This is a genomic window from Nostoc sp., assembly GCF_036919595.1.
Taxonomy (GTDB): domain Bacteria; phylum Cyanobacteriota; class Cyanobacteriia; order Cyanobacteriales; family Nostocaceae; genus Nostoc.
On the sequence record NZ_JBALCO010000169.1, the window covers coordinates 32,727 to 56,607 of the forward strand.

General features: G+C 43.2%; 22 protein-coding genes. 14 read left to right on the forward strand and 8 right to left on the reverse strand.

All coding sequences use genetic code 11. The features are described from left to right. The first annotated feature begins 38 nt into the window (after nt 1-38). The gene (locus V7K21_RS26045; RefSeq protein ID WP_335178351.1) at nt 39-416 is read left to right on the forward strand and encodes a GxxExxY protein; all 378 of its coding nucleotides are present in this window, start codon (nt 39-41) and stop codon (nt 414-416) included. 97 nt (nt 417-513) lie between these two features. Here V7K21_RS26045 and V7K21_RS26050 read toward each other — a convergent pair whose 3' ends face one another. Together V7K21_RS26050 and V7K21_RS26055 are read right to left on the reverse strand one after the other, a co-directional pair. Further along, nucleotides 514-828, reverse strand: a complete 315-nt coding sequence (locus tag V7K21_RS26050) for a YkvA family protein (protein ID WP_335178353.1) — start codon at nt 826-828, stop codon at nt 514-516. Between the two features lie 112 nt (nt 829-940). Next, a complete protein-coding gene (locus tag V7K21_RS26055) occupies nt 941-1,282 on the reverse strand; it encodes a hypothetical protein (protein WP_335178355.1) in 342 nt (113 codons plus the stop codon). Between the two features lie 242 nt (nt 1,283-1,524). Here V7K21_RS26055 and V7K21_RS26060 point away from each other — a divergent pair, with 242 nt between their 5' ends. Next, complete coding sequence (locus V7K21_RS26060) at nt 1,525-2,253, forward strand: MotA/TolQ/ExbB proton channel family protein (RefSeq protein WP_335178357.1); 729 nt, start codon at nt 1,525-1,527, stop codon at nt 2,251-2,253. Nucleotides 2,254-2,294: 41 nt separating this feature from the next. Then, the gene (locus V7K21_RS26065) at nt 2,295-2,975 is read left to right on the forward strand and encodes an ExbD/TolR family protein (RefSeq protein WP_335178359.1); all 681 of its coding nucleotides are present in this window, start codon (nt 2,295-2,297) and stop codon (nt 2,973-2,975) included. A 135-nt stretch (nt 2,976-3,110) separates the two neighbouring features. On the opposite strand, the gene V7K21_RS26070 is transcribed toward V7K21_RS26065, so the two are convergent. Then, a complete protein-coding gene (locus V7K21_RS26070; RefSeq protein ID WP_335178361.1) occupies nt 3,111-3,248 on the reverse strand; it encodes a hypothetical protein in 138 nt (45 codons plus the stop codon). Between the two features lie 21 nt (nt 3,249-3,269). On the opposite strand from V7K21_RS26070, the gene V7K21_RS26075 reads away from it, so the two are divergent. Next, nucleotides 3,270-3,632 (forward strand): phage holin family protein, encoded by a 363-nt coding sequence (locus tag V7K21_RS26075; RefSeq protein ID WP_335178363.1) that lies wholly within the window; start codon nt 3,270-3,272, stop codon nt 3,630-3,632. A gap of 40 nt (nt 3,633-3,672) precedes the next feature. On the opposite strand, the gene psb29 is transcribed toward V7K21_RS26075, so the two are convergent. After that, nucleotides 3,673-4,380 carry a photosystem II biogenesis protein Psp29 gene (psb29, locus tag V7K21_RS26080; RefSeq protein ID WP_335178365.1) on the reverse strand — a complete coding sequence of 236 codons (708 nt, stop codon included), beginning with the start codon at nt 4,378-4,380 and terminating at the stop codon, nt 3,673-3,675. Nucleotides 4,381-4,583: 203 nt separating this feature from the next. Between psb29 and V7K21_RS26085 the strand changes: the two genes are divergently transcribed. Beyond that, the gene (locus V7K21_RS26085; RefSeq protein WP_335178367.1) at nt 4,584-5,189 is read left to right on the forward strand and encodes a chromophore lyase CpcT/CpeT; all 606 of its coding nucleotides are present in this window, start codon (nt 4,584-4,586) and stop codon (nt 5,187-5,189) included. Between the two features lie 82 nt (nt 5,190-5,271). On the opposite strand, the gene V7K21_RS26090 is transcribed toward V7K21_RS26085, so the two are convergent. Continuing rightward, nucleotides 5,272-5,640, reverse strand: coding sequence for an STAS domain-containing protein (locus tag V7K21_RS26090; RefSeq protein ID WP_334722308.1), 369 nt, complete (start codon nt 5,638-5,640; stop codon nt 5,272-5,274). 243 nt (nt 5,641-5,883) lie between these two features. Continuing rightward, nucleotides 5,884-6,927, reverse strand: coding sequence for an oxygen-dependent coproporphyrinogen oxidase (gene hemF / locus V7K21_RS26095; protein ID WP_335178369.1), 1,044 nt, complete (start codon nt 6,925-6,927; stop codon nt 5,884-5,886). A 393-nt stretch (nt 6,928-7,320) separates the two neighbouring features. Here hemF and V7K21_RS26100 point away from each other — a divergent pair, with 393 nt between their 5' ends. The 8 genes from V7K21_RS26100 to V7K21_RS26135 all read left to right on the forward strand — a co-directional run bounded on the left by V7K21_RS26100 (nt 7,321) and on the right by V7K21_RS26135 (nt 17,996). Then, nucleotides 7,321-7,845, forward strand: a complete 525-nt coding sequence (locus V7K21_RS26100; RefSeq protein ID WP_273766779.1) for an SRPBCC family protein — start codon at nt 7,321-7,323, stop codon at nt 7,843-7,845. A 273-nt stretch (nt 7,846-8,118) separates the two neighbouring features. Beyond that, nucleotides 8,119-9,189 carry an Mrp/NBP35 family ATP-binding protein gene (locus V7K21_RS26105; RefSeq protein WP_335022900.1) on the forward strand — a complete coding sequence of 357 codons (1,071 nt, stop codon included), beginning with the start codon at nt 8,119-8,121 and terminating at the stop codon, nt 9,187-9,189. Nucleotides 9,190-9,626: 437 nt separating this feature from the next. Next, on the forward strand, nt 9,627-10,943 hold the full coding sequence (gene rodA, locus V7K21_RS26110) for a rod shape-determining protein RodA (RefSeq protein ID WP_335178371.1): 1,317 nt from the start codon (nt 9,627-9,629) through the stop codon (nt 10,941-10,943). Between the two features lie 539 nt (nt 10,944-11,482). Further along, nucleotides 11,483-11,680 carry an NAD(P)H dehydrogenase subunit NdhS gene (locus tag V7K21_RS26115; protein ID WP_292792583.1) on the forward strand — a complete coding sequence of 66 codons (198 nt, stop codon included), beginning with the start codon at nt 11,483-11,485 and terminating at the stop codon, nt 11,678-11,680. Nucleotides 11,681-11,785: 105 nt separating this feature from the next. Continuing rightward, entirely contained in the window at nt 11,786-12,442 is a 657-nt protein-coding gene (locus tag V7K21_RS26120; protein ID WP_334873129.1) for an HAS-barrel domain-containing protein, read from the forward strand. Nucleotides 12,443-12,583: 141 nt separating this feature from the next. Then, on the forward strand, nt 12,584-14,722 hold the full coding sequence (locus tag V7K21_RS26125) for a cation:proton antiporter domain-containing protein (protein ID WP_335178374.1): 2,139 nt from the start codon (nt 12,584-12,586) through the stop codon (nt 14,720-14,722). Nucleotides 14,723-15,513: 791 nt separating this feature from the next. Further along, a complete protein-coding gene (locus V7K21_RS26130) occupies nt 15,514-16,464 on the forward strand; it encodes a UDP-glucuronic acid decarboxylase family protein (RefSeq protein WP_335178376.1) in 951 nt (316 codons plus the stop codon). 140 nt (nt 16,465-16,604) lie between these two features. Then, a complete protein-coding gene (locus tag V7K21_RS26135) occupies nt 16,605-17,996 on the forward strand; it encodes a UDP-glucose dehydrogenase family protein (RefSeq protein ID WP_335178378.1) in 1,392 nt (463 codons plus the stop codon). Between the two features lie 389 nt (nt 17,997-18,385). On the opposite strand, the gene V7K21_RS26140 is transcribed toward V7K21_RS26135, so the two are convergent. After that, nucleotides 18,386-19,180 carry an LmeA family phospholipid-binding protein gene (locus tag V7K21_RS26140; protein WP_335178380.1) on the reverse strand — a complete coding sequence of 265 codons (795 nt, stop codon included), beginning with the start codon at nt 19,178-19,180 and terminating at the stop codon, nt 18,386-18,388. A 201-nt stretch (nt 19,181-19,381) separates the two neighbouring features. Here V7K21_RS26140 and V7K21_RS26145 point away from each other — a divergent pair, with 201 nt between their 5' ends. After that, entirely contained in the window at nt 19,382-20,914 is a 1,533-nt protein-coding gene (locus V7K21_RS26145; protein WP_335178382.1) for a hypothetical protein, read from the forward strand. A gap of 338 nt (nt 20,915-21,252) precedes the next feature. Here V7K21_RS26145 and V7K21_RS26150 read toward each other — a convergent pair whose 3' ends face one another. Further along, nucleotides 21,253-23,151 carry a cytochrome c peroxidase gene (locus V7K21_RS26150; protein ID WP_335178384.1) on the reverse strand — a complete coding sequence of 633 codons (1,899 nt, stop codon included), beginning with the start codon at nt 23,149-23,151 and terminating at the stop codon, nt 21,253-21,255. Between the last annotated feature and the right edge of the window lie 730 nt (nt 23,152-23,881).

Here is a 23,881-nt window from a genome sequence, read left to right on the forward strand (position 1 = left end):
CAGAGGGACGCAAAGGAAAGGGCAGAGGAACGCAGAGGATGAAAGAGAATGAGTTGAGTGGGGTGATTATTGGTTGTGCGATGAGGGTGCATACTGCTTTGGGGCCTGGTTTATTGGAGTCAGCTTATGAGGTGTGCTTGGATTACGAGTTGAAGGAAGCCAGATTGTATGTTGGTAAGCAAATTCCATTGCCTTTGGTTTACCAAAATGTGCAATTGGAATGCGTTTATCGACTAGATTTGATAGTCGAAAACAAAGTAATTGTAGAGATTAAATCTGTAGAATCCTTCAACCCGATTCACTCCGTTCAACTCTTAACCTATCTTAAACTAGCAAACTGCAAACTAGGTCTTCTGATCAACTTTAACGTCCTCCACCTCAAAGAAGGTATCAAACGCGTAGCCAACAACCTCTAACTCTTATTCTGCGTTCCTCTGCGTTTCCCTCCGCGTCCCTTTGCGTTAATAAAAATATCCCCCACCTCAGATTTTAAAAGCAGGGGTTTTATTAAATTTACTTAACAGAAACAGCATCAACATCAATGGTACTTCCAGTAGAGGTAGAAGCCTCAGTGGTATTAGGTGCTTCAGTACCCACATCACCCTTACGAGCTTTCCAGCCCTCAATTACTAGCCCAGACACCTCAGAAACCAGCAAAGTCAAAAGGAAAACATCATCAATCTGCCCGACAACGGGTATAAAATCTGGAAGAATATCAATCGGGCTGGCCAAATAGACTAGTGTTCCTAAAATTGCCCACCAACGGTATTTAGGGTTACGAAGCAAATCGCCATACCAGGTGTAAAGTGATTGGATTGAAAATTTCATATTTTGAACCTCCAGTTATCTTTAATTTTGGCAAATTATCCTAAAAATTCCTGGTGGGAATAACCGCCCTAGTTAGTCTGGAAGACGCTACTCGTAATCTGTCACCAAATACCTACTCTGTGATTCTGCATAAGAGTTCAGTACCACAGGATTTGCTCGTTACGATCGCAAAACCGTCACGATTGATGATTGGGGTGTCAAGCCTCCAAAAAATGTCTCTACTTATGCAACAAATAATCAGGGCGATCGCACCCATATCACTACTATTTATGATTGGGACAATTTTAAGGAAACTTGGTATACCGAAGCCGTAAAAGCGGGTAAACCTATCTGGTTGCGGATTTTCACCTGGATTATCCCAATCATCCATACATTGTTGCTTCAGCAGATCGTCCCATTTATGATGTGCAGAATCGATTCCTGGGGATGGTTGCAGCTGATATCCATTAATCACCGAAAAACATGGTGGTAAACTGGAATGTTTTTATACTTTTGGTGAAGGAAGGGAGTTGATCATTCAATTGCCTTACCCGCAGCAAGTTTGTGCAGCAGTCTAAGTCAAATACGCCATGCTTACACTGTCTTTTTAGGTTTTCGATAAATTTATATTTTGGAAGTCCCTCATTTTGCATTAATCTCTAGAATTAAAATGCTTTAACACATTTGCTCTAGTCATAAAGGGAGGAAATTTAAACAGTGGATATTTTAGATTTGTTTTATAAGGGCGGGCCAGCGATGTGGCCTTTGTTAGTTCTGTCGATTCTGTCTTTGAGTGTGATTTTCGAGCGTTTGTGGTTCTGGTTGCGAATTTTGACTCAGGAAAAGCAAATAGTCGATCGCATCCTGGATGCTGCCCAGGATAATTGGCAAGTAGCTGCGAACATTGCAAGACTTGCAAGCCATCAGCCTGTTGGGCGTTTTCTCTACGCCCCCTTACGTTTTCCAAAAACTGATGCCGAAACCTTTCGACTAGCACTGGAGGCTACAGCAGAAGACGAATTGGCTGGAATGCGGCGAGGTGAAAAACTTTTAGAAGCCGTAATTGCCCTAGCGCCATTGCTGGGATTGTTGGGCACGGTTTTGGGTTTAATCCGCGCTTTGCGAGCAATTCGGATTGGCGATTTGGGAACTGAATCTACAGCTGGGGTGACTACTGGTATTGGTGAATCCCTGATTGCTACTGCAACGGGGTTAATAGTTGCCATCATTAGTTTGATATTTTACCGCCTATTTCAAAGTTTTGTAGTTAACCAAGTCAAAGTTTTTCGGAAGGCAGGGAATGAGATGGAATTGCTCTATCGCCAGTCTCCACCTGATTTTAGTAATAGTACATCAGCAATTGTGCCGGAAAATTTCACTCCACCCCGCAAGCCAGGAAAGACTAAGGTTTCTGAATCTCCTGAACCGCCGAATGCATCTAATTAGTCAAAAATTCAACCCCAAAACCAGGCGTTTAAATTGAGAAAATGAAAGTTAATCTACATACTCCAATTGAAGAAGTCCAAATTCAAATCATCCCTTTAATTGATGTTGTTTTTTGTATTCTGACGTTTTTTCTATTAGCGGCTTTACAATTTACACGGCAACAGGCAATAAATGTTGATTTGCCCAAAGCCAGCGCCAGTTCAGTATCTGGAATAACATCACAGAGTGGAAGTCTGATTGTAACTATCGATGCTGTTGGCAATACTTACATAGAAAAACAGCTTGTTAAACGGGAGGATTTGGGAGCGAGGTTAAAACAGTATCTCCAAGCAAACCCTAATGCTGTTGTGGTGCTGAATGCTTCGCGGACAGCAACTTACAATGATGTAATTGAGACATTGGATTTGCTGCGGCAAGTAGGAGGCGATCGCGTTTCTTTGGGAATTATTCCTGGCCCATCTCAACCACCCACAAACTTACTCAACCAGCCTAATATCCCTTCTTTCCCAATCAATCCTGGTGCTGCACCAATTCCAGGCATCAATCCCCAAGGGAATCTTAACCCTAAATTTCCCTTAGCACCCAATTCCGTACCCTTTCCTGGCGTAAGTCAACCTCCAACTGGACAAAACATCAGTCCTATCAATCCTGGTATTTCCAACCCACCAGCATCTCAAGCGCCTGTAGCACCTAGAAAAACCCAACCTCCTTTTAAAAGATGACATAGGGCAAGGGGGAGCATAGAACTCTTGGAGAGGCTGCGCCCTTTGCGTAGCTATGCCGCAGGCTTTACGACTGCGCTCAGTAATCAGGGGAGCAGGGGAGAGTTAGAATTTATCTCATCTTTCCACTCCCCTTCAAGCTCTTTCCCAAACATAAAGATATCTAAAATAAAATTCTGTTAGAGAAAAATTTCCTGCTAATTTATAGATAATTGGTTGAGCTTTAAAGATTTTTCCACCGATAAACTGAAGTAATTTATCACCAATTGCCATTCACGTTTCAGAGATTGTGGCATGAATATTATGACACTTTTAATTGTTTGGGTAGTAACAGCTATCAGCTTGTTGATAATTAGCAAATTGCCTCTAGGAGTCGAAATTAACACTCCAGGTAAAGCCTTCCTTTCTGCCGCGGTGCTTGGTATCGTAACAGCAATAGTCCGACCGATTTTAAGTATCGTTTTTGCAGTCCCAAATTTACTCACATTGGACTTATTATCCAGCATTTTCACATTTATGATTGCCGTAGTTTGTTTTAGTATTGCTGCTTTGTTAGTAGAAGGCTTTCGCTTGCGCTACGGAATTTGGAGTGCTGTTATTGGGGCATTTATGCTGACTATAATTAACAGCTTAATATACAAATTATTGGGCGTATAAAGTTAAGAGTTGGGAGTTCTTGGTAACTCCTAACTCTTAACTATTCGTTAGAACTTGGGGGAGCAACTGGAGTAGTTGATTGTTGTTTACGTTGTTCGCGTTTTTTGCGATCGGCTGAGAGCATATCTGCCATCACTACCAGTGCTTGCGCCATCTTGTCTAGATTAGAACGGTATAGCTCCAAATCTTTGTTGAGTTTGTCATCAGACAGGTGCAAGCCAGCAGCGATCGTTTTCAGCGCCTCCGTAAGTTGCTTTTCATCTTTGACCAATTCTGGATCTGACTGTTCCAATAACGAAAATACACCAATTGCGAACAAACGGTTGTATTTAAAGTTAGGGTTATTGGCGATCGTTTGCAGTTGCGCTTGCAAGTCACTATCTCGATCTAAGAAAGTAGTTTGGCCCAACCACGCGATTAAATCTTTAACTGGCAAACCTTTAGCTACAGCTTGCAATCTTGCGGCATCCTGTCGATAGTGTTGCGGATCTTGCTCTATAGCCTGACATAGGGCGTTAAAAATTGATTCTTGATCCCGTTCTGGTAGATAGCCTTGCATGAAGCGGTCAAAGGTAGTGACGACGCCCAAGGCATAAATTGGATTGTAGCTAAAATCGATATTTACTGATAGCAGATGCATTTCCACCATCAATTCTTCAACTACCCGACGATAAATAGTGTTGATCGGACGGGTATGAAGATTGTAAAAAGTTCGTTTTGTATCAGAGACAGTACGGACGTTATTCACAAAGAAGATGTTAAGGGCGACGTATTCTTATTTTCTCGCTTAAAGGCTACTTTGCCAAGTTTAGCTTTTGGCTGGTGACGGTTTCATTTACAATATAGATAAATCAGAAGTATTTTCTCAGCTAGTAGCTACAGGGGATAAGACCCTTTCCTCTAAAAAACTAGTCAAAAATTATCATCTTTAATGATTCGTTTTTCACATTTATGAATTTCTCGCCACAGTTAATTGCTTTAGGTGAGTACCTAGCTGGTGAATTTGATAATCGTGAACAAGCCATAGGAGAACCAGTTTGGTATGTCCACTTGCGCCTATGGCAAAGACCAGTTAATTTGTTCACAGAAGATAGTATCACCCTATTTGCCGAACAGGCTAACGTTATTAACCTAGATAAACCTTACCGCCAGCGAATTATCCGGTTACGTCAGAGGAGCGACTCTGAAACTTCTCTGGAAGTGCAATACTATATGCCTCAAGATCCAGGTGCATTAATCGGCGCAGGTCATAACCCTGCTTTATTAAACACACTGACACCCGAACAATTAGATTTACTACCAGGTTGTATCCTAACAGTTACTCAAGAAACACTAGCCCGCGATCGCTATAAGTTTACCACTACGCCACTACCAGAAACTCGTTGCAGCTTTAGTTATCTTGGCAATAGCGTGTATGTTTCCTTGGGATTTGAAGCCACAGCGGCAGAATTTCACAGCTACGACAAAGGAATTGATCCAGCAACTGGAAAAGCAACTTGGGGAGCGATTATGGGCCCTTATCGCTACACCAAGCGAAATCAGTATTTAATAAGTTAAAGTTATGATTCATAAGTTATGAAGTTTGAATTAGCTCCTAACTCCTGTACAGACGCGATTAATCGCGTCTCCTAACTCTTTTTTAGCTAGCGATGCTACGAGGTACACCTTCTAAAGCTTCCTCTTCTGTTTCAAAGATTTCAAAGACAGTATCCATCATCGTCACTTCAAACACAAGTTTAGCTTCTGGATGTACATTGCAGATGCGGAAACTGCCCTTAACTTTATCAGCATCACGCATTCCAGCTACCAAAGACGTAAGACCAGAACTATCAATAAAATTTACCTGAGCCAGATTTACAACTACATGGCGACTGAGTTTGGAAATACACTCCTGTAACTTCAGGCGAAATTGCCAAGCAGTGGTGATATCTAGGCGACCTGCTGGTGTCAGGACAATAACGGTGTTTCCGTCTTGGGTTGTATAACTTTTTTGGTCTATCTGAATCACTAAAGCCCTCCCCGTGGCGTTCCTCTTAAGATTAACTACTTACAGAATTTTCTAATGCTGTCACTAGAGATTAACAAGCTATAGCTAAAATTGTCACCTTTTTCTGCTAAGTGCTTACCTTTGGTAGTTTAACTCACCAAAACAGTGCTGAATAGCAATTTCAAATGAGGGAGTGGGGAGTGGAGGAGATGAGGAGGATATGGGAGATAGGGAAGAACTCCTAACTCCTAACTCCTAACTCAACTATTGTCTAGGTGTCCAGTTGCTCCAATCTTGAGGCTTAAGGAAGGTTTCATACAACTCGGCTTCGGGGGAATTGGGTTCTGGCTGATAGCCGTATTCCCAGCGCACTAAGGGTGGTAGGGACATGAGAATTGATTCGGTGCGTCCATTGGTTTGCAGACCAAAAATAGTCCCTCGGTCATAAACTAAGTTAAATTCTACATACCGTCCCCGGCGGTAGAGTTGAAAATTCCGTTGGCGATCGCCATACTCTATCCCATGTCGCCGTTCTACAATTGGTACGTAGGCTGGTAAAAATGCTCTGCCACAGTCTTGCACAAAGGCAAACAAATCTTCCCAATTGCGGGTTGCTGGTGTTCCTACTTGGTTGCTATAAATAGCCGCTCCCCCATTGGGATTTGGCCCACGGTATAAAGCACCCTGGCCATCTTGGTAATCAAAAAACAGACCACCTACGCCCCGTGTCTCATCACGATGCTTGAGGTAGAAATATTCATCACACCACGGTTTAAACACCGAGTAATAGTCTGGGTGGTGTTGGTCACAAGCCTGTTTTAATGTTTTGTGTAAATGTGCCGCATCTTCGGCAAAGGGGTAATAAGGTGTCAAGTCAATACCACCGCCGAACCACCACACTGGCCCCGCTTCAAAGTAGCGGTAATTTAGATGAACTGTAGGCACGTAAGGATTGAGAGGATGTAATACCATTGAAGTGCCAGTGGCATAAAAGCCATGCCCTGCTGCTTCCGGGCGTTGGGTTAAAATTGAGGTTGGCAAATGGGAACCCCAAACTTCAGAAAAATTTACACCTGCTTGTTCAAATATTGCACCTTCTCGCAATACACGTGATCGCCCTCCACCTCCTTCTGGGCGTTCCCAACTATCTTCAAGAAACTTGCCTACACCATCTAGTTTTGTTAACGCTTGCGTGATTTCGTCTTGCAGTTGTTTCATAAACTGACTGACCCTAGTCTGAGCGTCAGTTGCTGGCAAAGACTTCGATGATTCTGCTGCTACAGTTGGTATTTGCGAGTTGGTCAACATAGATTCCCGAACCTAAATTACAATTTCCAGAAAGCCACAAATTTCTTATCTTCAAATTTGGGAGAAACATGTGCCAACAATCAAGCTGTATTTGCCCAACCCGGTTTTTTATTACTGGTTAAGCATTTATCCGATTGATGGGCATCACTAGAGTTATTTTCCCTCAAATGCGTATAGGCTTATATATTGACTGAGTTTTTATTTGTTAATTTTAACTATTTCGCGCCCTCGTCCCCCACGCTCATTTGGTACTCCAAATCAGTGGCGGGATATAAAGTGGTTATAAACGTAGCAAGAGATCCCGCAGGGTAACGCCCTTGTCACAAACTGAGCATAGTTGCCCACCATACCAGAGTTACCAGAAAGTGTCTAGGAAGGAGGAGGATTAAAAAAATGCAAGGTTGGTTATCCAAATTCATCCACCGCAAACGTCGTCGGTTTTGCGCTTCTCTGGTGCGGACGTATCGAGAGATTAGTTCTGCTTCTGTAGATGAACTGTGGCAAAAAGTGGCTGACTTAACAGATGTTTCCTGGCATCCACTACTTAAGAGTACTAACGTGCCCTACGGATTAGTACCCAAACCAGGATTAATTTTTCATGCTGTAACACGCTTTTGGCCGATTCCCATCCGAATTTTTGTGGAGCGCGTCAATCATAGAGAGATGCTGAGTATCCGAGTGCTGGCGATTCCTGGGATAGAGGAACGGGTGACTTATCAAGTAGAGTCAACGGTTTGTGGTACTTGTCTGTCTTATTCTGTAACGCTACGGGGTTGGTTATCGCCCCTGATTTGGTCTTTATCCCGTCCTTATGCAGACCGCGTAGCACGGTCTTTAGTAGAGGCGGTAGAAAAGACGGCATTATCAACGGTATCTGGGAAGAAAAAATCCCTTAATGACAGTTGTTTTGATTTTTAGGTGATGTGAACTGGCGACTTTTAAGAGGCAGAGGGGCAGTTCTTGTAGGTGAAAGGGGGAAAATACTCCCCTCTGCTGCCCTGCTTCTTTTCCCATGCCCAATAACTAATCCCTAAAGAAAGTTAAGATTCTATTAGGTGATAATGCAATTTGCTAAGTTTTGTTACGGCAGTACCAGTGAAAACACTAAGCTGACCTTACTTAAAAAAGCATCCAGTTAATAACTAAGTACACGTCACGAGTGTATTTTTTCATTTTCAATTTTGAATTTTTATGTACGATGTCCTCGACTCCCGCTCTGTGTTAGAAGTGTTGCGACCAGTAGAAGACCCAGAACTCCGCAAAAGTCTGGTAGAACTGAATATGATTCGCAACGTGAAAATTGACGATGGTAAGGTTAGCTTCACTTTGGTGTTGACCACTCCTGCCTGTCCTTTACGTGAATTTATCGTTGAAGACTGTCAGAAAGCTGTCAAAAAGCTCCCAGGCGTTACAGATGTAAGCATAGAAGTGACGGCTGAAACACCCCAACAAAAAAGTTTGCCCGATCGCACTGGTATTTCTGGGGTCAAAAATATCATTGCTGTTTCCAGCGGTAAAGGTGGCGTTGGTAAAAGTACCGTGGCGGTGAATATAGCAGTAGCTCTAGCCCAAACCGGGGCAAAAGTCGGCTTGTTAGATGCTGATATTTATGGTCCCAATGACCCCACCATGCTGGGTCTGGCTGATGCCCAAATTGTAGTGCGTTCCACTGAAACAGGTGACATCCTGGAACCTGCTTTTAATCACGGCGTCAAATTAGTTTCAATGGGCTTTTTGATTGACCGAGATCAACCAGTAATTTGGCGTGGGCCTATGCTCAATGGTGTAATTCGCCAGTTTCTCTATCAAGTGCAATGGGGAGAACTGGACTATTTGATTGTAGATATGCCACCGGGAACCGGAGATGCTCAGTTAACTTTAACTCAAGCAGTGCCGATGGCAGGGGCGGTAATTGTCACCACGCCGCAAACTGTAGCCCTGCTAGATTCTCGCAAGGGATTGCGGATGTTCCAGCAGATGAATGTCCCAGTATTAGGGATCGTGGAAAATATGAGCTATTTTATCCCCCCCGATCAACCCGATAAGCAGTATGACATCTTCGGTTCCGGTGGTGGCTCCAAAACAGCCGCCGAATTGGGAGTGCCACTGTTGGGGTGCGTGCCGCTAGAAATTTCCACACGAGTTGGCGGTGATAGCGGTGTGCCGATAGTCGTTGGTGAGCCAGATTCAGCTTCAGCAAAAGCATTAACAGCGATCGCTCTTACTATTGCTGGTAAAGTATCAGTTGCTGCTTTGACATAATTAATTTTAATTTCTATCTACTTCTTGACTTATAGTTTGGGAATACTAGGGATTGGGTATCGAGACTGGGGCATGGGGACAAGGAAGATAAGTAGAGAAGTTTGAGGTAAGACTTCCTTAGTTCAGAACTTTAGAGGAACAACGAGAATAAGCAATGCCCAGTACTTCGATGCCGCCCAACTCTTGGAGAGGCTGCGCCCTAAGCGTAGCTATGCCGTAGGCTTTACGGCTCCTTTCGGCAACTCTTAGAGACGCTGCGCGTAGCAAGATCCCCGTAGGGGTACGCTCAAGGCAAGCCGCTCAGGACAAGCTCAGTACAAATACCCAATGACGCCACTTGCTTCTTCTAAGGGAGACGCTGCGCGAACAACCGGGGGAACCCCGGCAACCCAGTGGCTCCCCAATGCCCAACATTTAAAAAAGTCTAAACTGGCACAATGTTGTTAAAACGATCGCTCCCCAAAATTCGCTGGAAGTCTTGGGTTAAGCCCTGGCAGGATGTAGATTGGCTACTATTTTGTTTGCCAATTGCTATAAGTATCTTTGGTGGCATCATGATCCTCAGCACGGAACTGAAGCAGCCAGTAACTGACTGGTGGTGGCACTGGCTGGTAGCGGGTATCGGTGTGCTTATAGCTCTATTTTTATCTCGCACGCGTTACGAACTCTTGATGCAGTGGCACTGGGTAACATACGCACTAACGAACTTTAGCTTAATTGCTGTGATGATTGCTGGTACTAGCGCCAAAGGGGCGCAGCGGTGGATTAGTATCGCTGGTTTTAACGTGCAACCCTCAGAATTTGCCAAAGTCGGTATGATCATCACCTTAGCAGCTTTGTTACATAGGCGCACTGCTTCTAGCCTGGAAAGTATTTTCCGGGTTCTGGCAATCACTGCTATACCTTGGGGATTAGTATTTTTACAGCCAGATTTAGCAACATCAATGGTATTTGGTGCGATCGTTTTAGGAATGCTTTACTGGGCAAATGCTAACCCAGGCTGGTTAGTTCTGATGATTTCTCCGGTGGTTGCTGCCATTTTGCTGAGTATATCTTGGCCATTAGTAGAGCCGATCGTTTTATTCAAAGAACTATCTTTCGGCCCATTAGGGCTAGTTTGGTCAGTTGCGATGGCTATTGTGGGCTGGCAAACTCTTCCCTGGCGTCGATTTGGTTTCGGTGCTATCAGTGCATGGAGTCTCAATATACTGGGTGGCGAATTAGGAGTCTTCGCCTGGAACCATATTTTGAAACTGTATCAAAAAGAGCGGCTAACTGTATTCATGGACCCCGATCATGATCCACTAGGTGCTGGGTATCACTTAATCCAATCTCGCATTGCTATTGGTGCTGGTGAAATTTGGGGATGGGGTCTGTTTAAGGGGCCAATGACACAACTGAATTTTGTACCTGAACAGCATACAGACTTTATTTTCTCCGCAGTGGGAGAAGAATTCGGTTTTGTTGGTTGTTTGGTAGTGCTGTTTGTCTTCTGCTTAATTTGCTTGCGTCTACTGCATGTTGCCCAAACCGCCAAAGATAACTTTGGTTCCTTGTTGGCTATTGGCGTTTTGTCCATGATTGTGTTTCAGGTGATTGTGAATGTTGGCATGACTGTAGGTTTAGCGCCTGTGGCAGGAATTCCCCTACCTTGGATGAGTTATGGGCGTTCTGCTATGCTGACCAACTTCATTTCCTTGGGAATAGTAGAATCGGTAGCAAATTTTCGCCAAAGACAGAAGTATTATTCATGAGTCAGGGTCAAAAACTCCTAGACTGTGGACTTTAGGACTTACCGCACAAGATATCTTAAAAAGAGGGCTTCTAGGTTCCCCCTCCTTTTTAAAGCTACCGTGTACACACAAGTCGGAAAACCTGATCCACATTGGCTTGAATCTCGTAGGGTGTGTTATGGATATTAGTCCTAACGCTACCAAAAATCTGGGATGTGCCGTACCTTCAGGAATAACACTAATTAGTGATCGCTTTCCTACTCTTGGGTAAACCGAAAATTTGAGATGGTGCGTTAGCCATTACCCACATTTTTGTAACAGAACACTTCGTACCCTTCTTGTGGTAAAGACCAAGGCGAACGGGTTATCCTTTGGAGTACGCAATGACGAACTATCTTATATTTATTTAGATCCATCTACTTAGCCTCAGAATTTATTTATTCCAAGGCAGGTTGGCAACGAAGCCAGAGATTAAAAAGATATGGGTAACAACAAGCATTTAGGCTGGGGACTGTCAAAAGTATTAAGCTATATAACAGGAAACAAGCGAGGCTAAAAACATGATTCTGCCTGGAGCAACTGTTCGCGTCAACAATCCTGCAGATACCTATTACCGCTACGAAGGACTCGTGCAACGGGTAAGTGATGGCAAAGTAGCCGTATTATTTGAAGGTGGGAACTGGGATAAATTAGTTACCTTCCGCCTGAGCGAATTGTCACTCGTAGAGACCACAGCCGGACGTAAAAAAGCCAAATAAGATTAGTTAGGAGTTAGGAGTTATGATTCCTCAACTCATCACTCATAACTCCTAACTCAGCACTCAGCACGGGCTAAACGCCCCACTATTGCTAACAGCACTCCCATGCGCCTCCCCTTACCACAGTTTGCAACTGGCGATCGCCATCCCAACCACATTGCGGAGGTGATTGAGACTAATAGTACCGAATTTTTGGCCCAGTGTTTGGAACCGGAAGATTTGAGCTTTCCCTCCATGCCACCTTTTGGTAGTTGGGTCTGTTCTATAGATGAAGAATCTGGCAATCAAGTTTATGCTGTGGTGTATTATGCCACAACCATGCCTATAGATTCCGTACACCGGGCCAGAGCTTTGGGGTTGTCATTGCAAGACTTACGCGAGGAACAACCCCAAATATTTGCCATGCTCAGAACTGAATTCCGGGCTGCGATCGTGGGATTTGAGCAGTCTTCCCAAAATCGAGGTTATAACCAAAGAATATATCAGTATCTACCACCCCGTCCCCCGCAAATTCATCAAGCTGTTTATCGGTGCGAACCAGAAGCGATCATTAAATTTACTGAAGAACTAGATTTTTTGCGGACACTGCTTTGTATTAACGGTGCGCCAGTAGAGTCTTTGAGCGCAGCTGCTATTCGAGATGTATACCAGTTACGCAAAGCTGACCGAGAATGGTTAATTAAAGCTGGACGTAGCCTGAGCGTGCTACTAAAAGACGACTACGATCGCTTGCGGTTCATTTTGAGTCAAATCCATCCGTAGGTAGTTAGTTCTTAAACAATTGCCTAGTTAGTGTAAGTTAATATTTTTGATTTTTCGTCAGGTGGCTTCTACATTTATATCGCTCAGGCGATCGGCCCCAAGGTAATCGCAATTTTACCATAGCCCCTTCAATTCCTACCTATGGAACTCATATCACAAGTTCTTGTTCTGGAACCAACTTCCCAAGTTCTTGGCAAGGAACCAATTGTTCCCTTTGCTATCTTGCTGGTGGTCATCTTAGTTATACCCATCATGTTTGAGCGGCTAAGATTACCAGGATTAGTGGGTTTGGTTTTCTCAGGGCTAGTACTTGGGCCCTCAGGCTGGAATCTATTTCAGTCTGACTCGCCGCTGATTAACCTGCTATCAGACATTGGGTTAATTTACTTGCTGTTTGTCGCAGGGTTAGAAATTGATCTAGAACAGTTCCGCCGCCAGAAAAGTCGTGCCTTTGGGTTTGCTAGCTTGACTTTCAGTGTACCCCTGGTGATGGGAACCTTAGTAGGGCTAATTTTAGGCTCTGGCTGGAATACTTCAATCTTAATTGGCTCTTTATTCGCTTCCTATACTCTTTTGGCATATCCCATAATCAGCCGTTTGGGAGTGGTAAACAATGAAGCTGTTACTGTTACCATTGGAGCTAAGATTTTTACAGATATTGGTGCAGTGCTGATATTGGCTGTTTGTGTAGGCATCACTCATGCTGGAGCATTCAGCTTTGCTAAACTACTCACCTTATCGGGTTGGTTAACTATTTACTCTGTTGCCGTTGTCACAGGCTTTGATTGGGCAGGCAAAGAATTTTTCAAACGGTCTGGAGACGACGAAGGAAACAAGTTTTTGTTTGTGTTGCTTTCTGTGTTTCTGGCGGCTGTGGGCGCTCAATTGATTGGGGTAGAAAAAATTGTTGGTGCTTTTTTAGCGGGTTTGGCGGTGAATGAAGCTGTGGGTGAAGGCCCAGTCAAAGAAAAGGTGGTATTTATTGGCAGTGTGCTATTTATTCCCATTTTCTTTGTTGACCTTGGCTTACTGATCAATCTACCTGCCTCTGTGAACAACCTGGACACGCTCAAGTTAACGCTGTTGATGATAGTCGGTTTGATTGTCAGTAAATTAATTGCAGCTTTGTTCGCAAAACTGGTTTACCGCTATAAGTGGCAAGAAATGCTAACCATCTGGTCGCTATCACTTCCCCAGGTTGCTACAACCCTAGCAGCAACGTTAATGGGATACCGAGCTGAGTTGCTGCCACTAGAAGTGTTACACAGTGTCATTATCTTAATGCTTGTCACATCAACCTTGGGGCCGTTGATAACTAGTAGAATAGCTGTTGGTTTGAATTCCTCGCCAGCCGAAGATCCAGCACCACCCCTACCTGACCAAAACGCACTAGAAACAGACAGTGCCTTTACTATAGTCGTACCTGTTTATAATCCTCACACTGAGCAGTATTTGATTGAAATGGCGGCATTATTAGCGCGTCAGTCTCAAGGCAAAATTGTACCACTAGCGATCGCTACTGCTGCTGCTCAGATGGATGCACCGCAGTTAGAAGCCTCTCTACAACGAAGTGAGCGGTTATTGACCAAAGCCACGGCTCAAAGTCGAGTATTGGGTGTGGCCGCAGAACCACTGCTGCGAATTGATGATGCCTTTGCTCAGGGAATTAGCAGAGCTGCTCGTGAACAAAAAGCTAATTTAATTGTTATGGGTTGGGGTAAACGGACTGGGTTGCGAGCACGTTTATTTGGAAATGTGATTGATGGTGTGCTTTGGGCATCCCATTGTCCAGTAGCGGTGACACGTCTAGTAGAATCACCGAAAAAAATTCAGCGCATCTTAGTACCAGTAGAAAACTTAACAGCACCTACATTACAGCCTGTGCAATTTGCCCAGATGCTGGCAGAGGCAAATCAGAGCCATATTACTGTGCTGAATGTATGCGATCGCCGCACTAGTTCCAGTAAAATTGCTTGGAGGCGATCGCATCTCTCCCTATTGGTATCTAAATTAGCTTTGACCAATACCCCAGAAATTCAAATTATCGCTCATGAAAATGTTGCCCAAGCAATTTTGCAGGCAGCACGATTATATGATTTAGTAGTTTTACCTTTTATACGTAATCGTACCAGCCCTGGAGGGTTAGCCATTAGCGATGTCACAACCCAGTTAGCCAGACAACTCACCTGCTCCATTATCATGCTTGGAGAACCACAAAGCACTCAAACTACAAATATAGTTATGTCTAACCCGGTTACCAGCATTACATCTGCTGTATGATACGAGCCAGAGTTCACTCTATCAATTTTGGATAATGGAATAATGGAATTTGGATTCACCCCAGCAAGATTGGGTGTGGGGCAAGCCGAATTTTGGATAATGGGATAATGGAATAATAGAATTGTTCCACCCACACAATGTCGGGGCATGAACCGAAATAATTTTTAATTCTTGAATCTAAAATCTAAAATCTAAAATTGGCACAGTTAACGAGAGGATGGGGAAACAAGGAGACAGGGGGATGACTTGGGCTGCGATACCGATAGCGAAGCGTTAGCGAGTCTTGCCTACGGCACGCTGGCGCGAACGCTCGTCACAGCCCGCACTTCTCACCAGACGCTTTTGCTAGCAAGATCCCCGTAGGGATACGGCATGGTTCGACTGCGCTCACCAGCCGCTCAGTGACCACCGGAGGCATCGTATTCACAAAAATCTTTGCAAAAAATGAATCGACTGTAGGGATGTACAACTGTACATTTCTGATCAACTTACTCTCTGCTGCTTTGTATCCAAGTGAGAACAGTAATAACCGTAAAAACACTTTATATTATTGAAGATTTGATGAACTTTAGGTGGAAGACTGACAATCTTAAGACTAAGTTTGTTATTTTGCTAGTTAAATTCCTAAGGAAGCAGGTAAAAATATCACAAAACTATAACCTAAGTAAGTTCAGCAACACTTTTTGATTGAACCTTATTCTTTCTTTCGTTTTGTATTTTTGTCCTCAAGCTGGGTAATCTAAAAGTAAGTGCAATAGCTACTGAAAATATTTGTAAGCAATTGGGAAACTATGAGAATTTTGGTGACGGGCGGTGCTGGGTTTATTGGTTCCCATCTCATCGACCGACTAATGACTGATGGGCATGAATTAATATGCTTGGATAATTTTTACACTGGTCACAAACGCAACATCATTAAATGGTTAGGTCATCCGTACTTTGAACTGATCCGCCACGATATTACTGAACCAATTCGGTTAGAAGTGGATCAAATTTATCATTTAGCTTGTCCTGCTTCTCCGGTACATTACCAGTACAACCCAGTTAAAACCGTAAAAACTAACGTGATGGGAACACTGAATATGTTGGGGCTGGCTAAACGTGTGAAAGCTAGGTTTTTCTTGGCTTCAACTAGTGAAGTATACGGAGATCCAGAAGTTCATCCCCAACCCGAAGAGTACAGGGGTAGCGTCAATCCCATTGGGATACGTTCATGCTACGACGAAGGCAAAAGAATTGCTGAGACTCTAGCATTTGATTACTACAGGCAAAATAAAGTTGATATTCGAGTTGCTCGGATTTTCAATACTTACGGACCGAGAATGTTAGAAAACGATGGTCGGGTGGTGAGCAACTTTATAGTTCAAGCCTTGCGAGGTAATCCTTTAACCGTGTACGGTGATGGTTCGCAAACTCGTAGTTTCTGCTACGTTTCCGATTTAGTGGAAGGATTCATCCGCCTGATGAATGGCGAGTACATTGGCCCAGTAAATTTGGGCAATCCTGGTGAATACACGATTTTACAATTAGCACAAGCAGTGCAAAATATGATCAACCCGGACGCACAGATTAAGTTCGAGACACTACCTTCGGACGATCCCCGGCGTCGCCAGCCTGATATCACAAAGGCAAAAACTTGGTTAAATTGGGAACCGACAATTCCTCTGCAAGAGGGGTTAAAACTAACGATAGAAGATTTTCGCGATCGCATTCAAAGCGATGTCAGTAATTCAATTATTTAAAGCGCCTAGCGTCGCTCTGAATTTTCATACAGGTTCGCTCTCGATAACTAATATCCTTAGTGGCTGAGTTTCCTGGCAGTGTATAAGTGTCTGAAAACTTCTTTTTGAAGACTAATCCCAAAAAAGTGAGGAGTTAAAAAATGCGTGTTTGCGTGATTGGTACTGGTTACGTTGGTTTAGTTACAGGTGCTTGCTTGGCTCATATTGGACATGATGTAATTTGCGTAGACAACAACGAAGAAAAAGTTAAGTTAATGAAGTCTGGACAGTCCCCAATTTTTGAGCCGGGACTCTCAGAAATTATGCAGTCTGCCATTCAAACAGAGAAGATTCATTTTACTAGTGATCTCGCTGCTGGAGTTACCCACGGAGAAATTCTGTTTATTGCTGTGGGAACACCACCTTTACCCACTGGTGAAAGTGATACTCGTTATGTTGAAGCTGTAGCCCGTGGGATTGGGGAAAATCTCAACGGTGGTTATAAAGTCATAGTAAATAAATCTACAGTCCCCATTGGCTCAGGTGACTGGGTGCGGATGCTTGTTCTAGATGGTACCGCTGAACGGCAGAAAACACTAGTAACCGCAGGTGGGGTGTCGAGTGATGAGAAATTACCTGAGGTTGCAGCCCAGTTTGATGTAATCAGCAATCCAGAGTTTTTGCGCGAAGGTTCGGCAGTTCACGACACCTTCAACCCCGATCGCATTGTACTAGGAGGCAATAGTCAAAGGGCAGTAGCCTTGATGCAACAACTGTATGCCCCAATTGTGGAACGCAAGTATGCTGAGGATCAATCTTTACCCCCTGTGCCAATTTTGGCAACAGACCTGAGTTCGGCGGAGATGATCAAATACGCCGCTAATGCCTTTTTAGCCACTAAGATTAGTTTTATTAACGAAGTTGCTAATATTTGCGATCGCGTCGGTGCTGATGTCACCCAAGTAGCTAAAGGCATCGGTTTAGACTCCCGCATTGGTAACAAGTTTTTACAAGCTGGTATTGGTTGGGGCGGTTCCTGCTTTCCCAAAGATGTTTCCGCCCTGATTCACACTGCTGATGACTATGGTTATGAAGCCCAGCTACTGAAATCTGCTGTCAGTGTCAACGAACGTCAGCGGTTGATTGCTCTGGAGAAACTCCAACATGTTCTGAAAATTCTCAAAGGCAAAACAGTCGGACTACTCGGACTGACCTTCAAGCCAGATACCGACGACTTACGCGACGCCCCAGCACTCAACCTAATTGAGCAGCTAAACCGACTAGGAGCCAAAGTCAAGGCCTATGACCCCATTGTTTCCCAAACAGGTCTACGTCATGGGCTTTCTGGTGTACTAGTAGAAACCGATGCCGAAAGACTTGCTGACGGCTGCGATGCTTTAGTACTCGTCACCGAATGGCAGCAGTTCAGCACTCTGGATTATGTGAAGATGGCAAAATTGATGGCTCACCCCGTTATCATCGATGGTCGTAATTTCCTCAACCCCGAAACAATGATCCGGGCTGGATTTCAATATGTAGGCGTGGGAAGATAGATGGTTAAAAGTTAGGAGCTATGAGTGATCAATGATGGATAAGAATTACTTACAAGCTATAATCCATAATTGCTGACTCTAACTCTTTTAAAAACCCAAAAATTTATTTACAATACCGCTACCGCCTAAAACGATTTAGGCGGTATCTGATTTTATTTTAGAGCTTCGCCCAAAGATGCAAATATACTGAAAAAACGTGAATTTGACGGCTCATATAGTGTCCGTCTAATTAGCTTAATCAAAATACCTTTAAGATATTTTACTACATAAAACCATCCCTCTTCGATAGGACAGAGGGACAGACTTGAAGTTTAGTTCAAGGCAGGGAGAGGTTCGCCGAACTCATATTAAAAAAACTTTACTTACCTTGTTTACGTGAAAATTTCCTATCAAGCGCCATTTGGAATACGCTCAATTTCAGCATATCCACTGAAAATAAGTTTTTGACCTTCAGTTTCTAATCGGTTGAGCCGCATTTTCACTCCATCGAGGTCAAAGCGATCCAAATCAACCATATTATCCAAAATTTCTACCAGTGCTACGCTCAAGGTTTGCGAGATTTCCCGCTGGGCTTCTGGCACCTGGTCGAGTTCAATTTTCGGATCTTTGAAAGAAACTCGCCGCCGTCTTTCAATGCCTATAGTTAGAATCATGCTCAGGGGTACAAGTTCACCATTGTTTAAATCTGCTTTTGCTATGAGCTGTAAGCGATTTTCAGGTAATAGCTGTACCTGAACTTCCATAAAGGAGACTGGTTCACCGCCAGATAATGCCGTCAGTGATGGTACTGAGAGATTAAGCAGGCGCTTTTTCACCAGTTCCGCATTAAAGGCCTGGTTGATGCCTGCTTCTGATAGAATTACCTGAGCGATCGCTTGAGTGGGTTGCTTGAGACTGAGTTTGCCACTTAAAACCGAGCCGAAGTCAATGGCAACCGCATCGGTTTCAAAAGACATCTCCTCTACGGCAAAATCTCTCCGAATCACTAAGCCACTACCGCTCATTTTGAAGCTATCAATGCTGCCTTGCAACAGTTTGCTGGAGGGATAGCAGCGCACAAAAACTTCTACTGACTCGCTTTGGGTAAACAGATGGCGAATCGTTTGGCTGGCGACTGTGTTGAGCATCCGCTCTCCCCAATCTGTGCCCTTAGGATTTTGTAAACCAGTAAGTCCGCCGAACATGTGGTTTTGGGTCTCTAGAAGTTATTTGTACTTTTGTAACAAACTGTGAAGAATACAGCAAGCGATCCCGTGATTAATTGTACTGATGGATAGGTATGAGATCGCTGATAGTTCTAAGTTCAATGTGTCAAATATTACTTTTTTATAGTGGGTGGGAATAATTGAACTAAGTTATTGCTAAGATTCTCACCAGTACTAAGTATGATACAGCTAAACATTCTAGAACTTGCCAAGCAAGGTGATACAAATGCGATTAATACTTTGGTAAGTCAGTGGTTAAATTTAACCAGAATTACGCCAAAAACTAGTTTCAAACAAAATTGTCTACAGATAATGCTGGAATCAATTGAAGTTCCAGTACAACAGTTAGTAGTCCCACTTATTTGTAATGGATTAATTAATTTAGGCATCCAATCTTTTAAGAATGTTAAAATATCCGGTAGAGTAACAGGTGAAGATTTTCCCGATTGGCAACAAGAAATTAAGTTAGAAGCATTAGTAAATTCAGTTGGATTAACACCTCACACAAATGTTGAAGTAGAATCTTTAATTGCCATTACTAAAACAACAACAGATAATCAATTAACTGTAGAAAAACCATCTTTTTTGGGATCATTGTTTGGAGCAGTAGCAGGAACAGTTGGAGTAGTTGGAGGTGCTGCTGTTCAAGCTGGACAAGCTGCTACAGGAGCAGCTATAGGCATTAGTCGGACTATCGGAGGCACTGCCGTTCAAGCAGGGCAAGGTGTTGCAGGAGCAGCTGTAGATATTGGTGGTGTGATTGGTGGTGCAGCTTTACAGGCAACACAAGTAGCAGGACAGGCACTAGCAATAGTTGGTAATAATCCTTCTCTACAATCAGCAATAAAATCTTTAAATAAAGACTGGTTGAATCTCTTAATTCAACAAGTTGATGTAGTTAATGCTGAGGCTACTGTTAGAAAGTTACAGCAAAATTATCCCAATGAACAACCATCTGGAATTGCCCATCATCTGATGTTAGAGAAAGCTGTTTTGGCGGGAATAACAGGGTTTACTACCAGTGCTGTACCAGGAGAAGCTGTCGTAACATTTGCTCTTGATTGGACTGCTACGGCTGCATTATCTGTGGAGTTAGTTTATCAAATTGCTGCTGCTTATGGACTGGATTTAAACGATTCAGAGCGCAAAGGAGAAGCCGTAGCAATTTTTGGTTTAGGGCTGGGTGGAAAAACAGCAATCAAAGCAGGTTTGGGTTTACTACGAAATCTGCCAGTAGCGGGAGCCGTCATTGGTGCTAGTTCAAATGCAGTAATGATATACGCATTAGGTTATGCGGCTTGTCAGTTTTATGAAGCAAAGCAGAATCCATTAACTTTAAAGGCAACTTTAGTAGATGCTCAGGTAGAGAGTGAAAAATTTATTGAAGCTGCTATTTCCCAAGAAAAGATTATGGATCAGATTTTGGTTCATATTGTCTTAGCGGGTAATCCAGATAAATCTTGGGAAGATATTTTACCAGAATTACAAGCTGCCAACCTTAGTCCTGCCTCAATCGATGCGATCGCAGCTAATATAAAATCGCTACCATCTTTAAAAACCTTACTTGAGCAAATTAATAGTGATTTCGCCGTAGCTCTACTAGCACAATGTCAAAAAATTGCTGATCTAGACGGAGTGATTACGCCACAAGAAGCTAAGGTGTTAGAAACGATTAACAAAAAGTTAAACCGTGATTTAGCTGCAATCAAATAACCTGAATATTGGTGTTAACATTTCTTAATGAAAGGCGATCGCAACCTCTACGCATTTTTGCGTAGACGCGGAGCGGCTTGTCGTCAGACATCGCCTTTTTCATAATCATGAAGCTATCTGGTAAATCGCTGATCAATATCTCGTTTCATGAATTGTCGTAAATACGTCTAAAAATAAGTTATTGATAAAACTTACTTGCGCGTGGTTCCCCATCTTTGTTATAAATCTAGCTTAAAATTAAGTGATATTCATCCCTAAGTTAGAAAATCTGCCCAATGCTGCTACTTTGGATAAAGCAATGCAACAAGGGCAGATGGTTACGTTTCAAGTCTAAAGTCTTACTCTAAGAAATTTGGCTGGGGAGTAGTGACACCTTTACGACCAACTGCGGGTATTTCCATTAGCTGATCTGTAGCAGTAGGAGTTCCATTAGTATTGCCACTGGCAGTCACTGAACTTTGATTGCCGGGATGTCCATTGGGGATGAACAATTGCGGATGGTCAAAGGGTGCTTGTTCAAGGAGGACTCGCTGATCGGTAAGTCCGGTTCTTAAGAAAGCGACTAAATCAGCTTTTTTAGCATCGGTTAGGTTCAACGGTGCTGCACCAGATCCACCGTCGTCACCTCGACCACGATTGTAAAAGTCTACTACTTGCTCCAGAGTTGCCTTCCCACCATTATGCATATATGGAGCGGTCAAGCCGACGTTACGGAGGGCAGGTGCTTTGAACAGTGATGTGGTAGTGTTTCCGGCTCCTGGGTCATCTGAGGCAGGTCTGACACCGTAGTTAGGGAAGAAGCCGTTAGTTGGATTATTAATCAGCGGATCAGTTGAATCAGTTGAAGCTACTCCTGCGGTTCTTCTCACCGAAGCTCTGGTGAATTCTGGAATCGTATGGCAGACGTTACAATTACCGCCACCATTAGCCGGAGTATTGACAAACACAGTCAGACCGCTTTTTTCCTGATCGGTGAGAGCATCGGTATTTCCCGCTTGGAATTTATCAAAAGGTGTCTGGTCAGACACAAGAGTAGACAGATACTTTTGTATCGCTAACCCAGAGAATAAGGAGAAGTTCCAATCCCTGAGCGAAAACTGATTTGTAGGTAAAGTCAGTCCTTCCTCACTCTCATTACCATCATCATTTTTGCCGAGGACTGTTGGTACTCCATTACTGTCAACTTGAATGATTGACTTTGACTTCCACCATTGCTTCTTAAAGGCTTGCCGAATCAGCTGATCATAGGATGAGATATCCAGACCGGGCTTACGGGATCGACTGTTAGATCCTAAAACACTGTCTTGCCGATCTACAAGTTGTTTACCTAAGGGTCTGAGGCTTTTGAGCTTCTGACCTTTTTTCCGAAGAAATTTAGCACCGACTTCAGGTAAAGTACGACCACCAGCAGATGTCTCAAATGGACTCAATAGTGGCCCAGTTACTTGGGAAGCTAGAGAGGAATTGTTGAGCGAAACGGAAACAGGAGTTAGTTGCCTTGATGTTGTAGCTATGTAAACTTTAGCATTAAAGTCTGCTGCTCCTTTTATACTTACCCCATTGAAGGTTTCCTTGGCGCGACCATCCCAAAACTGGAGTTTGTTGAAGATTGCATTAATTACCGTTGGGGTATTACGCGGCTCAACTCGACGCACATTAATTCCATTGACCTGAAAGCCATCTGGATCTGGCACAGATGTAGTCGAATCCTCTGCTTGACCCGGAGCAGTGTTATTGATAACACTGTTAAACACACCTTGGGATGAGGCGACATCGTTAGTATCAGAAATAACTGTACTGGTTCGATCATTAGGATCTGCCAGTTTGTGAAATGGAAAATCTGCCGCCGTGAGTTGATAGTTTGCACCACCACCTACCTGGAAAGTTGTATCTTTCAGTGATGCTAAAAAACCAGGATTGATTTGATTCTTTGATCTATTATCAGCTCCGGCATGAAAGTGACAAGTAGCACAAGACTGAATACCGTCACTACCAAGCTGCATATCCCAGAATAGGGATTTTCCTAGCTTGAGTAGGGCTGTTTGGTCTTGAACAAAGTCTCCGAGATTGCTTGGTTGAGCCACTGCTGTCAGGAGTGGTGGGTTCGCCGGGGTAGGGTCTCCAGTTGTAGCCGCTGGTAAACTGGTTATGTTATCTAGGGGAGCCGGGTTTGGTGTTACTGCCGATACAATACCTCCACCAGCGATCGCCAGAGAAACTATGATGAAAATTGCCACAGGGCGTGAATATCTTGATCCTATTCTGGTTTGATATTTTAAATAAATCCAAAAAAGCACCAAAATTAGCACTAGTAACATTGCTAATGCACCATTTGAGGGTATCATTAAGACCTCGCTATACGTGTGGTAATTATGATGTTGCGGCCATTCTTGACAGATTAAGATAAAATTAATTTTTTCAATAGTATTTATGCTGTAAATTAACTCCAAATGGGGCTATTAAATTCAATTTGACACAGAATTTGAAGACAAAAATGAGTAATAGTTTTTCTGATGACGCATAGGCAGAGCCAGCCGTAGGCACTGCTAGCCCAAAACTTGTGTTTTCTACCCTCATTTTTGCAAAACTTTTAAGCACTATTACTTATTGACAAATTGATTAAGATCTTAATCTTTCAAGAAGGGGTTGAGACTGACTCACAAAAACTCAGCCTTCCTTTAGATAGTACGAAACTACTAATGGGGGATTGTAACTATCTACAAAATACCAAGCAGTACCGATCTGATTCTCTAGGAATTTTGAGAATAAAGAAGTTTTTCCTACCAAACGAGATTTCGTTGTTTAAACGCAATACCTGTGAATTAAACTGTACGAACAATAAACTAATCAGGAAAAGATGATAAAAAATATAATATACGCCTTATGTGAATTAAGCCACAGGATGCTGTTCAAAAGTAAGAACATCAATACCAAAACGCTGGCGCAGAAAAATACGCAGAGTATGAC

Bases quoted from the DNA above. Each gene is read 5' to 3' on its own strand.
- V7K21_RS26140 (WP_335178380.1), bottom strand. From the start codon at position 19,180: ATGTTCGGCGGACTTACTGGTTTACAAAATCCTAAGGGCACAGATTGG.
- V7K21_RS26135 (WP_335178378.1), top strand. From the start codon at position 16,605: ATGCGTGTTTGCGTGATTGGTACTGGTTACGTTGGTTTAGTTACAGGT.
- V7K21_RS26075 (WP_335178363.1), top strand. From the start codon at position 3,270: ATGAATATTATGACACTTTTAATTGTTTGGGTAGTAACAGCTATCAGC.
- V7K21_RS26045 (WP_335178351.1), top strand. From the start codon at position 39: ATGAAAGAGAATGAGTTGAGTGGGGTGATTATTGGTTGTGCGATGAGG.
- V7K21_RS26105 (WP_335022900.1), top strand. From the start codon at position 8,119: ATGTACGATGTCCTCGACTCCCGCTCTGTGTTAGAAGTGTTGCGACCA.
- V7K21_RS26125 (WP_335178374.1), top strand. From the start codon at position 12,584: ATGGAACTCATATCACAAGTTCTTGTTCTGGAACCAACTTCCCAAGTT.
- V7K21_RS26050 (WP_335178353.1), bottom strand. From the start codon at position 828: ATGAAATTTTCAATCCAATCACTTTACACCTGGTATGGCGATTTGCTT.
- V7K21_RS26115 (WP_292792583.1), top strand. From the start codon at position 11,483: ATGATTCTGCCTGGAGCAACTGTTCGCGTCAACAATCCTGCAGATACC.
- V7K21_RS26085 (WP_335178367.1), top strand. From the start codon at position 4,584: ATGAATTTCTCGCCACAGTTAATTGCTTTAGGTGAGTACCTAGCTGGT.
- V7K21_RS26065 (WP_335178359.1), top strand. From the start codon at position 2,295: ATGAAAGTTAATCTACATACTCCAATTGAAGAAGTCCAAATTCAAATC.
- V7K21_RS26070 (WP_335178361.1), bottom strand. From the start codon at position 3,248: ATGGCAATTGGTGATAAATTACTTCAGTTTATCGGTGGAAAAATCTTT.
- V7K21_RS26130 (WP_335178376.1), top strand. From the start codon at position 15,514: ATGAGAATTTTGGTGACGGGCGGTGCTGGGTTTATTGGTTCCCATCTC.
- V7K21_RS26120 (WP_334873129.1), top strand. From the start codon at position 11,786: ATGCGCCTCCCCTTACCACAGTTTGCAACTGGCGATCGCCATCCCAAC.
- hemF (WP_335178369.1), bottom strand. From the start codon at position 6,927: ATGTTGACCAACTCGCAAATACCAACTGTAGCAGCAGAATCATCGAAG.
- V7K21_RS26145 (WP_335178382.1), top strand. From the start codon at position 19,382: ATGATACAGCTAAACATTCTAGAACTTGCCAAGCAAGGTGATACAAAT.
- V7K21_RS26100 (WP_273766779.1), top strand. From the start codon at position 7,321: ATGCAAGGTTGGTTATCCAAATTCATCCACCGCAAACGTCGTCGGTTT.
- rodA (WP_335178371.1), top strand. From the start codon at position 9,627: ATGTTGTTAAAACGATCGCTCCCCAAAATTCGCTGGAAGTCTTGGGTT.